At 44.9% G+C, this 14,170-nt stretch carries 12 protein-coding genes; 8 read left to right on the top strand and 4 right to left on the bottom strand.

What is annotated here, in order from left to right:
• The first annotated feature begins 6 nt into the window (after positions 1 to 6).
• The 4 genes from MMY95_RS05360 to MMY95_RS05345 all read left to right on the top strand — a co-directional run bounded on the left by MMY95_RS05360 (position 7) and on the right by MMY95_RS05345 (position 5,903).
• On the top strand, positions 7 to 2,556 hold the full coding sequence (locus MMY95_RS05360; protein ID WP_027821187.1) for an ATP-dependent RecD-like DNA helicase: 2,550 nt from the start codon (positions 7 to 9) through the stop codon (positions 2,554 to 2,556).
• 154 nt (positions 2,557 to 2,710) lie between these two features.
• On the top strand, positions 2,711 to 3,676 hold the full coding sequence (locus MMY95_RS05355; RefSeq protein ID WP_003645927.1) for a ribose-phosphate diphosphokinase: 966 nt from the start codon (positions 2,711 to 2,713) through the stop codon (positions 3,674 to 3,676).
• Positions 3,677 to 4,035: 359 nt separating this feature from the next.
• A complete protein-coding gene (locus MMY95_RS05350; RefSeq protein WP_241277533.1) occupies positions 4,036 to 5,526 on the top strand; it encodes a C40 family peptidase in 1,491 nt (496 codons plus the stop codon).
• 173 nt (positions 5,527 to 5,699) lie between these two features.
• On the top strand, positions 5,700 to 5,903 hold the full coding sequence (locus MMY95_RS05345) for a hypothetical protein (protein WP_003645925.1): 204 nt from the start codon (positions 5,700 to 5,702) through the stop codon (positions 5,901 to 5,903).
• Between the two features lie 221 nt (positions 5,904 to 6,124).
• Here the strand turns inward: MMY95_RS05345 and MMY95_RS05340 are convergent, their stop codons facing one another.
• The 3 genes from MMY95_RS05340 to MMY95_RS05330 all read right to left on the bottom strand — a co-directional run bounded on the left by MMY95_RS05340 (position 6,125) and on the right by MMY95_RS05330 (position 9,038).
• Positions 6,125 to 7,084, bottom strand: coding sequence for a diacylglycerol kinase family protein (locus tag MMY95_RS05340; RefSeq protein ID WP_013355677.1), 960 nt, complete (start codon positions 7,082 to 7,084; stop codon positions 6,125 to 6,127).
• Between the two features lie 62 nt (positions 7,085 to 7,146).
• Positions 7,147 to 8,823 carry a ribonuclease J gene (locus MMY95_RS05335; RefSeq protein WP_003640828.1) on the bottom strand — a complete coding sequence of 559 codons (1,677 nt, stop codon included), beginning with the start codon at positions 8,821 to 8,823 and terminating at the stop codon, positions 7,147 to 7,149.
• The gene (locus MMY95_RS05330) at positions 8,820 to 9,038 is read right to left on the bottom strand and encodes a DNA-directed RNA polymerase subunit epsilon (RefSeq protein ID WP_003640827.1); all 219 of its coding nucleotides are present in this window, start codon (positions 9,036 to 9,038) and stop codon (positions 8,820 to 8,822) included. The genes MMY95_RS05335 and MMY95_RS05330 overlap by 4 nt, the downstream gene beginning before the upstream one ends.
• 282 nt (positions 9,039 to 9,320) lie before the next feature.
• Here MMY95_RS05330 and MMY95_RS05325 point away from each other — a divergent pair, with 282 nt between their 5' ends.
• Positions 9,321 to 9,827, top strand: coding sequence for a hypothetical protein (locus MMY95_RS05325; protein ID WP_003640826.1), 507 nt, complete (start codon positions 9,321 to 9,323; stop codon positions 9,825 to 9,827).
• A 29-nt stretch (positions 9,828 to 9,856) separates the two neighbouring features.
• Here the strand turns inward: MMY95_RS05325 and def are convergent, their stop codons facing one another.
• Positions 9,857 to 10,417 (bottom strand): peptide deformylase, encoded by a 561-nt coding sequence (gene def / locus MMY95_RS05320; RefSeq protein ID WP_063723661.1) that lies wholly within the window; start codon positions 10,415 to 10,417, stop codon positions 9,857 to 9,859.
• 284 nt (positions 10,418 to 10,701) lie between these two features.
• On the opposite strand from def, the gene pdhA reads away from it, so the two are divergent.
• From pdhA to MMY95_RS05305, 3 genes are read left to right on the top strand one after another with little or no spacing between them, the layout of a single operon-like run.
• A complete protein-coding gene (gene pdhA / locus MMY95_RS05315) occupies positions 10,702 to 11,814 on the top strand; it encodes a pyruvate dehydrogenase (acetyl-transferring) E1 component subunit alpha (RefSeq protein ID WP_003644593.1) in 1,113 nt (370 codons plus the stop codon).
• Position 11,815: 1 nt separating this feature from the next.
• The gene (locus MMY95_RS05310; protein ID WP_003645921.1) at positions 11,816 to 12,793 is read left to right on the top strand and encodes an alpha-ketoacid dehydrogenase subunit beta; all 978 of its coding nucleotides are present in this window, start codon (positions 11,816 to 11,818) and stop codon (positions 12,791 to 12,793) included.
• 57 nt (positions 12,794 to 12,850) lie between these two features.
• Positions 12,851 to 14,167, top strand: coding sequence for a 2-oxo acid dehydrogenase subunit E2 (locus tag MMY95_RS05305; protein WP_003644592.1), 1,317 nt, complete (start codon positions 12,851 to 12,853; stop codon positions 14,165 to 14,167).
• Positions 14,168 to 14,170: the final 3 nt, after the last annotated feature.

Raw genomic sequence — 14,170 nt, 5'->3', positions numbered from 1 at the left:
ATTTCCGTGACGGACGAACAAGCACATTTATTTTCCGACGATATTGGTCGGGAACCGGTCACACACTTTATCGTCGGTAAAGTCGCTGCCGTTTTTTTTAGCAGTGCCGATAGTTTTTATAAAGTCTTATTAGTCAAAGTAACTGAACAGAACATTGATTGGTCGGAAGATGAGATCGTTGTTACTGGAAATTTTGCGGATATTCAGGAGGAGACAACGTATCGTTTTACCGGTAAAACGGTCACGCATCCCAAATACGGGGTTCAGTTTCAAGCGGATAATTATCAAAATGAAACGCCCACGACACGCGCAGGCTTAATTGCCTATCTATCTGGTAGTGATTTTCCTGGGTTGGGTAAGCGGACCGCTGAGCGAATCGTCGATACTTTGGGCGAAGACGCCATTGATCAAATTTTAGCTGATCCGAAGGTTTTAAAACCAATCGGACTTCGGGCCAGCGTTCAGACGACTTTGATCGACACGCTCACGGTCAATAACGGTTTGGAGCAAACTATCATCGGACTTAATGCGTACGGTTTTGGGAGTCGGTTAGCTGCGGCCATCTATGCACGCTATCAAGGTGACACTTTGGCTAAGATTCAAGAGAATCCGTACTGTTTGGTTGAGGATATCAAAGGCGTCGGGTTCAAAAAAGCGGATCAAATTGCGGCCCAACTTAAAATTGATCCCCAAGCGGATGACCGGTTAAAGGCGGCCCTATTGACTGAGATTAATGAGCTGTGCGTGGAAAACGGTGATACGTATACCACGGCTCAACCGTTGCTGAATCAAACGTTGCAACTACTTGAGAATGCTCGCAATGTTCAAATTGATCCTTCGAAACTGGCTGATCAGTTGGTCGTCTTGGCGAAGGAAAATAAAATCGTGGGTGACGAGAATCGTATCTACTTGCGCGGCCTCTATGAAGCCGAGTGGCGCGTTGCGGAACATTTACAACGGTTGTTAGCCGCCGATAATGATGAAAAATTGTCTGAACGTGCCGTGGATCATGCTATCGAGCATGTCGGTCGAGCTAGCAACATTACTTATGATGAATCACAAACCGAAGCACTAAAAGCGGCGATTACGGCGCCTGTTTTTCTACTAACTGGGGGACCGGGGACTGGTAAAACGACCATTATCCGTGGCTTAGTCGCGCTCTATGCGGAATTACACGACGTTGCACTAGATATCAATCAGTATAAGGATAAGCCTTTTCCAATCCTGCTGGCGGCACCGACTGGACGGGCAGCCAAGCGGATGGCTGAAACGACTGGGCTCCCAGCTAGTACTATTCATCGGTTGCTTGGGTTGACGGGGCGTGAAGATGGTCCCGAGGAGCCTAGTAAGGAATTAGATGGGGGCCTCCTGATTATTGACGAAATGTCGATGGTTGACACGGTACTGTTTCAGCAGTTACTGACGGCGATTCCAAGTCACATGCAAGTCATTCTTGTTGGCGATAAGGATCAACTGCCATCGGTAGGAGCCGGGCAAGTGTTTCATGATTTATTGCAGTTTAGTGAACTGCCCCAAATTGAGTTAACGACAATCTACCGGCAGGGCAATGATTCCAGTATTATTCCGTTGGCCCACGCCATCAAAGATGGTCATTTACCGGCCGATTTTGCCGTCAACCAACCGGATCGCTCATTTATTGCCTGCAACGCTTATCAAGTCAATCACATTGTTGAACAAGTTGTGGCACGTGCCAAGGCGAAGGGCTTCAGTGCTGAGGAGGTCCAAATTCTGGCCCCGATGTATCGCGGCACTGCCGGGATCGATCAGCTGAATACCACGGTTCAGAAAATCTTTAATCCGTTGAAGAGTGCCCATCAGAAGCATCTAACGTATAACGGTCAAGATTTTCGGGTCGGTGATAAGGTCCTGCACCTCGTTAATTCACCCGAGGATAATGTTTTTAATGGCGACATTGGTAAAATCGTCGGTATCGATCTGGCAAATGATTCTCACAATGAATCGAAGAAAGACCAGATCACGATTGCCTTTGATCAAAATGAAGTGACTTATCAACGCAATGAATGGAATCGATTGACATTAGCGTACAGTATGTCGATCCACAAGTCTCAAGGGAGCCAGTTTAAAATGGTGATTCTGCCACTGGTACCACAATTTGCACGGATGCTACAACGCAATCTACTGTATACTGCCGTGACACGTGCTGAACAAATGCTGATCCTGTTAGGTGATAGTCAATCATTTGAGCGGAGCGTTACCAATGAATCGGTTAATCGCCAAACCACACTGACGAAACGGTTACAACAAGTCTTTGGCGGGGATACCGTATCCGATGAAACGGCCACTATTGCGACTACTGACCAAGCAGAGGCAATGCCAGCCAGCGAAAAAGCGACGGCGGTTAAGAAAGTTGCTTCTGACGAGGAGTCGGCCACTGAAAAAACTCAGGAACCGAGTTCCCAGTCTGCTGGACCAACAATTTTGACCCCAGCGCTAGTCAGCGCTGGCCGAATCGATCCGATGATTGGCATGAATGGTATCACGCCAGCTAATTTCATGCCGCAAGTAGCTAATTGATAATTAATTGGTTATTGCAACTGAAATTACGGTGAACGACACATTGTCGGCGACGCTCATTATGCAAGAAAATTTGCTTGTGTGCGGTTTTTAGCCGTGGTTACTGCTATAATCAAAGTAGCAAAATCATCAAACAACTTTTATGGAGGTCGTTATGTCAACAGATCAATCTTATGCCAAACTGAAACTGTTTGCCCTGAATTCGAACCTACCGTTAGCCGAAAAAATTGCGCAGCGGGTCGGAATTCCACTCGGCAAAAGTTCCGTAAAGCGGTTTAGTGATGGTGAAATTCAGATCAACATCGAAGAAAGTATTCGTGGGGCGGAAGTTTTCGTCATTCAATCTATTTCGGAACCGGTCAATGATACAATATTAGAATTATTGATCATGATCGATGCCTTAAGACGTGCTAGTGCCAGTCAGATTAACGTGGTTATTCCTTATTACGGGTACTCACGTCAAGATCGCAAAGCGCGTTCACGTGAGCCCATTACTGCGAAATTAATTGCAACGTTATTGGAAAAGGACCGGGCCAGTCGAGTCTTGACGGTCGATTTGCACGCCGCACAGATTCAAGGATTCTTTGATATTCCGGTTGATCATTTATTTGCGGCCCCACTCTTGGCAAGTTATTTTAAAGATCGCGGCATTACCGATAATCTCGTCGTCGTGTCACCAGATCATGCCGGTGTTTCGCGGGCACGTAAGATGGCAGAACTATTGGGGGCCCCAATTGCGATTATTGATAATCGACACCCAGATGATGATGACCTAGTGCCAAGTAGTATTATTGGTGATGTGAAAGGGCGCGTCGCCATTGTGATCGATGATATGATTGATACGGGAACTCGGTTCGATGTCTCGGCAGATGCTTTAGCACAAGCGGGAGCAGCGACCGTATACGGCTGTGCGACTCACGCAATCTTTTCACAGGATGCAGTGGCTAAATTACAGGCTTCCAAGTTCGAGAAAGTCATCGTGACGGATACGATTCAGATCCCAGCGGATAAACAATTTGATAAGTTGGTGCAACTTTCGGTTGGTCCATTATTGGGTGATGCAATCAAATTAGTACATGAACAGCAACCAGTTGATCGGTTGTTTGATCCTCGCATCTAGCTCGCAACTTTAAGCACATTAACCTACAAAAAGGTTAATGTGCTTTTTGGTTGGTTTACTGAATAGCGTAACTCGTCCAAACAGTGCAACTAATTACTTGAAGTAATCAAAAGATAACATTCCGTTTATATGCATAAACGTTGCTATAACAGCCAAATGCGCCGCTTTGGTATTGGCAAACGTTTTTCAAAATAACCGGACTGTTTTGTAAAAAAACGAGCGATTCTAGTTTGTATTTTGGTAAATTGTGCTACAATAAAATTATGATTTGTAAAAGCAGGTTAAGAATTTCTTAATCTTCAGTCACAAGACGATTTTGTTACTGTTAATTTGAGTTCAAAAACTAAGGAGTGAATTAAATGTCACAAGCACATACAACGGGCAAGGTCCTAGCCAGTACGGTTGGTGCCGTTGGTTTATTGCTTGCTACAGGCCAAGCTGCCAATGCTGCCTCAATCACTGTAAAAGCAAACGATACAGTTTGGGGCCTCGCTCAACAACACGGTGTTTCCGTGCAGAGTATTGAAAAACTTAACCAGATTAAAGCATCTGATGGTAATATCGATTTAATTTATGTTGGTCAAAACTTACAAATTGGTGGATCCGCAACTAAGACCGCCACGACTAAGTCAGCAACTAAGAAAGCCGCTACTAAGGGTACATATACCGTTAAAGCGGGTGACACTCTTTGGGCGCTTGCTGATAAGTACAACACTTCTGTTCACGCTCTCCAGACGTTAAATGGTCTTTCTGGCGATTTAATTGTGGTGGGTCAGAACATTCAAGTGCCAGGAGCAACGACCAAGACGACCGCTAAGACGAGTCAAAAAACAACCATGTCAGCTACTAGTGCAGCGTCAACTACGAGTACGACTGCCAAGGCCACGACGGCTGTTAGTGCGAGTTCCACCTCAAGTACAAGTGCGAGTTCGGTTTCAAGTGTGAGTGCAAGCGTTGTAAGTAGCACCAGTGCAGCAAGTCAGGATGCTGTCAGTGCGAACTCAGCAAGCAGTACTAGCACGTCAACGATATCATCATCGACCGGCTCTGTTGCTTCATCAACGGCTACGACCTCAAATGCACCGGTCAAAGCAGTCGCAACGAGTGCAGCCGTATCAGCAAGTAGTGCTAGTTCTTCGACTGCTACCAGTCAGTCGAAGAGTGTTGCAGCGAGTGCCTCAGTAACGAGTAGCGCGTCCTCATCAGCTGCTAGTTCAACAACGACTAGTCAAAGTACCGCTTCAACTGCGAGTGCAACTAGTAGTAGCAGTACGACTGCTACTAGCACGGCTAGTCAAGCATCAAGTACAGCTGCTAGTGCAGCATCAACTACGAGTACAGCGAGCCAGAGTAGCTCGGCAGCGACTAGTTCAAGCACGACCAGTCAGAGTAGTTCTTCAGCAGCCACTAGCAGTGCAAGCAATACCGCAAGTAGTACCGCAACGACTAATAGTAGCAGTACCACTACTAGTTCAACGAGTGATTTAGCTACTGGTTCTGTAACCGGCCTTGCGCTGAAGTTGGCTAGTGCCAACATCCCTTATGTTTGGGGTGGTGCGAGTCTTTCGGGAATGGATTGTTCTGGTTTAGTTTCCTATGTTTACCAACATGCAGCTGGGATTACCTTGCCACATAGTACGGTTGCACAGGAATCTTATGTGACGACGCATTCCGTTGCGGATGCTCAACCTGGAGATATTTTATTCTGGGGTAGTCGTGGTAGCACTTATCACGATGCCATCTATATTGGAAATAATCAATACGTTGCGGCTCCAACTGAAGGCCAAAACGTTCAAGTTCAGACAATCAGTTCTTACTTCATGCCAAGTTTTGCAGGTACGGTTAAGTAAGCCGATTTTAATTGCAAATACCCCTAACACGATATTGTTAAGTGTTAGGGGTATTTTTATTTAAATTTTTTTGAATTTTATGATTTAAACTTACCAATAATTGTGGTATATTATGTTTGTCGTTTTTCAATTCGAAAAATTGGACCATCTATTGTGATAAGGAAGTGCTATCAGTGAGTAATCGTTTTGAGATTCTGGAAGAATATCAAGAGGCTAATACCGAACTCGATCATTTAAGGACGCTAGCCGTTCGGCAACAGGATCGCTCACGGGTTGTGACCATTTATCCGCATTTGAAAGAACGGGTGAGTCACTTATCTCGTAAATGTGAACAACTTGACATGCTTCTGGAAGCAATCAACGCTTCTGAGGACTAAGATTAATCAAGACTGACTGTGTGACCATATTGAGATGGTCAGCAGTCTTTTTTATTAGCCGAGTGGGTGGGGAGTCAATTAAGTGGTCATTAGCATTGCTGGCCGGTAAGTGGATGGCGCTCAAGTAGTATGAATTGCCAATCTTGGTCCTATAAAAAAGTCGTTGCGAGCATCTTCGCAACGACTTTTTATCGCTAATTTGTATTGTTTTAGCAGTAGAGTTAGTGGTGGTCATGGATACTAGTGTCGATCCAGAATGGGTAGGGATGGGTGGACAAGTAGAGGTCGTAATTACGATTCCCAATAATTTGACCATCCATCTGACCAATTTCAACAGAGTTAACCAACAAGTGCAAGTTAGCGTTGCGATAATGGTGAACGAAACGCGACTTAAGATGACGGCCACCCAGTAGCAGTAAGACGAACAACCAGAGGATAATCCACCAGTGAGGCTCTTCGACAACGATCAATTCGAGCTGATCATCGTGCAGATTAGCCTGAGGCAGAATTTTAACTCCGCCACCAAAGTATGGAATGTTCGAGACTGTACAAAGGAAAGCCCGCTTATAATAGTCTCGCTTCCGGTTAACGTGTACGGTTAGCGGGAAGCCTTCCTGTTGGGAATATGCGGCCAGCATGTTACTGAGATAAGCCCAACGACCCAGACGGCCCTTCTTTTTGCTACGGTTTGTGTCATCAACGATTTGAGCGTCAAATCCTAAACCAACGTTGTTGACGAAATACCGGTGTTCGTTTTTCAAGGTTTCATGGAAATAACCAACATTTAACGAACGGGGCCGCATATTGTTGAGTACTTGTGCAAGTGCAATTGCTGGATCAGTCGCCATACCCAGACCGCGAGCAAAGTCGTTGCCCGAACCTCCAGGAATGTAGGCGAGCGGGATCGGTTCAGCTTGTGGGACCTGCATAATACCATTCAAGGCCTCGTTCAGTGTGCCATCACCACCAATGACCAGAATGACCGGGGTCACGTTTGGTCGTCGTTGAATGGTTTTAACGTACTCATTTGCGAGCCGAATTGTGTGGCCGGCATATTCAGAAATTCGATATTCAAATCGAATCTGTCGTTGTTCTAGAATCGGCTTGACGGTTTCCCAAACGACCTTACCGTGACCAGATCCTGCCAGTTCATTAATAATAATGTAGTATTCAGCAATCAAAATTACACCTCATATCAGTCTTACACCATAAAAAACCGGAACGAGATCGTTCCGGCAAGTAGTTAGTTCATAATCAACATTGGCAGAATCATTGGGTGCCGTTCAGTCTTATCAAATAAGAAACTCTGCAGGTCGTCAATAATCGCATTGCGGATAGTCGCTTCGGTTGCTTTATCCGACTTCATTTTGCGCCGGATCGTACGGAAGACATGCCGCCGGGCTTCGTTAATTAGATCGCCAGACTCGCGCATGTAGACAAAACCACGTGACAGAATATCTGGACCAGCTTGGATCTCTTTTTTGTTCAAATTGATGGTAGCAACGACAACAACCAAACCTTCTTCCGAAAGCACTTGGCGGTCGCGTAACACAACGTTACCAATATCGCCGATTCCAGAACCATCAACATAGACATCGCCAGCACCAAAGTGACCGGCAACCCGGGCAGAATCCTTCGTAAAGGCAAGCACATCACCATTTTCAAGGATAAAACTATGGTCTAGTGGCACACCACATTGTTCGGCCAGTTCGGTGTGAATCTTCAACATTCGATATTCACCGTGAATCGGCATAAAGAACTTTGGTTTCATCAGCCGTAGCATCAGTTTCTGTTCTTCCTGACCACCATGACCAGATGTATGAATGTTATTGACTTTACCATGAATGACATTCGCACCGGCTTCTTCGAGTTCGTTGATTACGTGGTTAACACTTAACGTATTACCAGGAATCGGTGAACTTGAAAAGATCACGGTGTCGCCAGGTTCAATAGAAATCTGGCGATGAGTACCGTTGGCAATTCGCGAGAGCGCCGCCATTGGTTCACCCTGGGAACCAGTACATAGAATCATGACTTTATTGGCGGGGAGGGAGCGTAAATCGTTAGCATCAACGATGGCTTCGTCAGGGATGTTTAAATAGCCTAATTCACGTCCGTTGACGATAGCTGCTTCCATACTACGCCCAAATACCGCGATTTTACGATGATGTTCAAGGGCGACTTGCGCTGCCTCTTGAATCCGCGAGATGTTAGAAGCAAAGGTAGCAAAGATGATTCGACCTTCAACTTGTTCAAAAATGTGGCGAATTGATTGCGCCACCCACCGTTCAGATTTCGTCCAGATTGGCCGTTCGGCGTTAGTACTGTCTGACATTAGCGCCAAGACACCACGTTCACCGAGATGCGCCATCTTTTGAAGGTTCGGCGGCTGGTTAGTAATTGGTGTCAGATCGAACTTATAGTCTCCGGTTTCTACAATCGTGCCAGGTGGTGTTTGAACGGCGATTCCCAGTGTATCAGGAATTGAATGGGTCGTTCTGAAGAACGAGACACGCGTCTTACGGAACTTGAGCACCGTATCTTCATTGATCTCGTGTAATTCAGTTGTTTTTAATAACCCGTGTTCCTCTAACTTACCCTTAATCAAGGCTAAGGCTAGGGGGCCGGCATAGATTGGCACGTTGATCTGTTTTAATAGGAATGGAATCCCACCGATATGATCTTCATGACCGTGCGTAATCACTAAAGCTTTTATTTTTTGCTGATTTGCAACTAGATAAGAATAGTCTGGAATAACGTAATCAATTCCGAGAAGTTCATCTTCAGGGAATTTAATTCCGGCATCAATCAGAATAATCTCATCTTGAAATTGGATACCATAGGTATTTTTCCCAATTTCTCCCAAACCGCCGACTGCAAAAACAGCGGTTTCGTTATTTTTGACGTTTAACCGTTTCATTTATTGAACTCCGTTAGGTGATACTCTGGATTTTTTTGTTCGTAATCCAAGAAGTTACCTTCTAACGGTTCGATAAATTCGATGTTGTGATCTGTATTATCTTCCACTAAGGTCCGTGCCGCTACTTCGGTCTCAGCTTCGAGATACAAAGATTGGGTCGTTTCCCGTTGTGGGTTCCGTTCTTTGGTTTCTTGGTAATATACTTTGTAAATCATGCGTAAAACTCCTTAATATAAACAAGATTTATTTAGATACTAAGTAATCTAAATAGATAGCAAAAATAAAAGTTTGATCCGTACACCAGGTTGTGTAAACACAACAATTATCTTACATTTTAGCATAATTTGAGATGGGTGTATACAATGTTAACTTTCTTCAAAAATAGAGCGGTTAAAAGAATTTTTTTTGATGAAACATGCTATGCTAAACATAAGTAATAAAATGAAAAATTCCTAAAATTGTGAATCATTATACAAAAAAAGAATTGAGGGTTGAGCATGCAGAGTTGGTTAACAATCATTGGTGGGGTACTAATGGCAATCGTCGTTTATGAATTGCTGCGACGGCAAGTGCTGAAGCGTGCGGCGTTGAAGATTCGGCGGGCTGGCCAACGAACGGTTGATAGTGCGATGGTAGCAGCATTCAAAGTGCTCGCAAATGCGATGACGATTCAAGAGGTTGCGGGGGCGATTCATTCGGTGCCCGTCGCAGACGTCTGGGGGCGTGGTGTGATGGCCTTTGAGTACGTGCTAGATGCACCAGGCATGGTCACGGCCGATTTGCCAGAAGTTCGGCGATTATTCAATAACGAATTGCAAGCGTACGCAATTCACAATCAGGTGGTTGCTTTTCGGGAAGCTGGACCAGCGTTACGAGTGACTGATGCGTGGCTGCGCAGCGGACAGCTCCACTTAGATATTGCCTATTTGATGAATGAGGCCACTTTAGAGTATTTGGAAGATTTACGTCGGTTGAATTCGAGTGCACCAAAAAAGCAGTCCTGAACATTTCAGGACTGCTTTTTTAAATGACTTTAAGAAATTAGAACTAAATCATCATCAGCGGCAAATGGATTGTCGCCATTGATATGGTCGTAGAATAAAATACCATGAAGATGATCAATTTCATGTTGACAAACAATGGCCGGATAATTCTTGAGACGAATCTTTTTCTCTTCACCAGCCATATTATAGTAGCGTAACGTAATCCGATCGTGTCGAATAACGTAGCCAGCAATATCACGGTCGACGGATAAACAACCTTCACCTTCAGTTAAGGCGCCGGGTTGGACGGAGTGACTGATGATCACGGGATTGATAATGACGTCTTTAAAGACCGGTTCATCATCTTCATTTTCACTCGGAACAAGGACAGCAGCCATCTGTTCCGAAACGTCGACTTGCGGTGCAGCTAAACCAACACCGGCACGCAGTCCGTATTTTTTAGCCAATTCGGGATCCTGGCTGTTTTCTAAGTATTCCATCATGTCATTGGCCAACTTCTGATCAGCTTCACTCAACGGAAATTTAACTTGCTTTGCTTCCACGCGTAACGTGTGATTACCTTCGCGGATAATGTCGCGCATTTTAATCAATTCCAATTACCTCCAAAATTAAGATCGCGCAGTTTACACTTAATATCTAGTTTATCATAAGCCTACGCCAAAAAGTAGCGCCCGTTATGAAAAAGATGAAAACAGAATTAAGTACAAATTAAATAGTTCACAATCATTTGGACAGAAAAAGCCGGCTTTTCGCTCTTTGGAAGGGCTTGCAAAAGATGAAACGCAATGGTAAATTAGACTTGTAATTATGAAAACGATTACGAACGCGGTGCGATGCACAACGTTTGTACGTTCATGAAAGGGATGTGTCATTTATGGACAACGAAAAACCAATTGTTGATTTTGGTGCGATCCGCGATGCACTTGGGAAAGACTTTGAGCCCGTGCAAGTATTGGATGGTCAAGCTAAAGTAATTAAACCAGAAATTGTCTCTAAATATTCAAACGAACAACTCGTTGAATTCTTTAAATTAATGTTATGGGAACGGACGTTACATCAACGTTCTAACGCTTTGACACGGCAAGGACGCTTAGGATTCTATGCGCCGACTGAGGGCCAAGAAGCCAGTGAGATGGGGAGTAACGCCGCGATGAAGAAAACCGACGTTTTAATGCCTGCTTATCGTGATATTCCACAATTGATTCAACACGGACTACCTGTTTACAAAGCGTTCCTGTGGTCTCGTGGTCATGTCTTGGGTAACGAATATCCAGAAGACTTCCATGCAATGCCACCACAGATTATTATCGGCGCTCAATACGTACAAGCTGCCGGTGTGGCTTTAGGGATTAAAAAGAACGGTACCGAAGACAAAGTTGCCTACACTTATACTGGTGATGGTGGGACTTCGCAAGGTGACTTCTATGAAGGTATGAACTTTGCCGGAGCCTTCGAAGCACCGGCCGTCTTCATTGTTCAAAACAATGGTTATGCCATTTCAGTACCACGGCGCAAGCAAACAGCTGCGAAGACGTTGGCTCAAAAAGCAGTTGCTGCCGGTATTCCAAGTGTTCAGGTCGATGGGATGGACTTCCTAGCTGTTTATGAAGTAACAAAGGCCGCCCGGGAATACGCTGCTGCTGGCAACGGTCCTGTCATGATTGAAACGCTGACATACCGGTTTGGCCCGCATACGAATGCTGGGGATGATCCTAAGCGTTACCGGACTAAGGACGAAGAACAACCTTGGTTCGATAATGATCCATTGATTCGTTACCGTAAGTACTTGACTGATCAAGGTGTTTGGTCAGAAGATCAAGAAAACGAATACGTTGAACAAGTTAAAGAAGATATCAAGGCTGCTGTTAAACAAGCAGATGAAGCACCAAAGCAAAAAATGACCGAATTCTTGGGGAATGTTTTTGAGGAACAACCACAAAACATTCAACAACAAATTACGGAATTCCAAGCAAAGGAGTCGAAGTAACATGTCAAAGAAAACGTATATTCAAGCGATCACCGATGCACTTCGATTAGAACTCGGGTCAGACGAAAAGACCTTAGTTTTTGGTGAAGATGTTGGTAAAAACGGTGGGGTCTTCCGGGCAACTGATGGCCTGCAAGCCGAATTTGGTGAAGATCGTGTTTTTGACACTCCTTTAGCAGAATCCGGTATTGGCGGTTTATCAATTGGGCTGGCATTGGAAGGTTTCCGGCCAATCCCTGAAATTCAATTCCTTGGATTCATTTTTGAAACTTTGGATTCAATTGCTGGTCAAATGTCACGGGAACGTTTCCGGACAGGTGGCACTCGGCATATGCCGATTACCATTCGATCACCATATGGTGGTGGAACGCATACACCAGAAATGCACGCGGACTCATTAGAAGGCTATTTAGCTCAAATTCCTGGTTTGCGGGTCGTGACGCCATCTAATCCTTACGATGCCAAGGGGCTATTAATTTCTTCTATTCGGAATAACGATCCAGTTTTCTTCCTTGAAAACTTGAAGTTATACCGGTCAATGAAGGCGGATATTCCGGATGAAGCTTATACCGTTCCGTTAGATAAAGCAAACGTGGTTCGTGAAGGTACTGATATTTCCTTGATTGCTTACAGTGCACAAGTTAACCAGTCACTGAAGGTTGCGGAAAAGCTCGAAAAAGAAGAAATCTCCGTTGAAGTTGTTGACTTACGGACCTTGTCACCTTTAGATGAAGAAACAATTCTCAAGTCTGTTCAAAAGACTGGTCGGGCCGTTGCGATTCAAGAAGCACAACGACAGGCTGGGATTGCTGCGAACGTTGCTTCACTGATTGCTGAAAAAGGTGCGCTTTATCTCAGTGCCCCAGTTGGCCGGGTGTACGCACCAGATACGGTCTACCCATTCGGATTAGCAGAAGACGATTGGTTACCAGCTGAAGATGAAATTGAGGCAAAAACCCGCGAAATCTTGAACTATTAATCAAGACGCGGCATCGAAAAACAGTCACCTGAGACTGTCATGAAAGGAAGTTATCCAATGGCTTACGAGTTTAAATTACCAGAGCTTGGTGAAGGTCTTGAAGAAGGCGAAATTGCATCATGGCTCGTAAAACCTGGTGATGAAGTCAAAGAAGACGATTCTCTAGTTGAAATTCAAAATGATAAATCGGTGGAAGAATTACCATCGCCAGTAAGTGGTAAAGTTATTGATATTTTAGTTCCAGAAGGTGAAACGGCTAAAATTGGTGATGTGATCGTCACGATTGACGATGGTTCTGGCGACGCTGCGCCAGCGGCTAAGGCTGAAACACCAGCGGCTACTAAGACGGAAGCCCCGGCAAGTGAAGCAGCTGAAACTCCCGCTGCAACATCAGCACAACCGACTGGAACCCCGGCTGCGGGCAATCCTAATAAACGGGTCTTGGCAATGCCATCAGTGCGCCAGTACGCACGTGATAAGGACATTGACATCACGTTAGTTACGCCAACTGGTGCCCATGGTCAGATCACAAAGCAAGATATTGACAATTACACGGGTGCGCCAGCGGCAACGGGTGCTAAACCGGCAGCTACGCCAGCGACAACGGCTCCGGCTGCAAGTGAAGCACCAGCACCAACACCAGTTAAACCATATGTTTCTGACACACCTGAATTAGAGACGCGTGAAAAGATGACGCCAATTCGGAAGGCAATCTCTAAGGCTATGGTGAACAGTAAACACACCGCGCCACATGTTACTTTATTTGATGAAGTTGAAGTGAGTGCGTTGATGGCACACCGGAAGAAGTACAAGCAAGTTGCTTTGGATCGCGACATCCATCTTACCTTCTTACCATACTTCGTGAAAGCTTTGGTTGCGGTTTTACAACAATTCCCAGAATTGAACGCGTCGATCGATGATGCAAACAAGGAAATTGTTTACAAACACTACTTCAATATTGGGGTAGCTACCGATACTGACCGTGGATTGTTAGTGCCAAATATTAAGCACGCTGAAGGTAAGGGCTTGTTTGCAATTGCCAAAGAAATTACTGACAATACGCAAAAAGCTTACGATGGCAAGTTAAAGGCCAGTGAAATGAGTGGTGGGTCTATTACTATTAGTAATATTGGCTCAATTGGTGGCGGCTGGTTTACCCCAGTTATCAACCAACCGGAAGTTGCCATTTTAGGTGTTGGGCGTATCGGTAAGGAACCTTACGTCAATGACGATGGTGAAATCGTTGTTGGTAAGATGCAGAAGTTGTCCTTGAGTTTTGATCACCGTCTGATTGATGGTGCAACAGCACAACGGGCAATGAACTTATTGAAGCAATTGTTACATGATCCAGAATTACTTTTGATGGAAGGATGAGGT

The sequence above is a fragment of the Lactiplantibacillus sp. ME-2 genome (assembly GCF_022549155.1).
In the GTDB taxonomy this organism is placed as follows: Bacteria; Bacillota; Bacilli; order Lactobacillales; family Lactobacillaceae; genus Lactiplantibacillus; species Lactiplantibacillus plantarum.
This window is presented reverse-complemented; position numbering and strand designations above follow the sequence as displayed.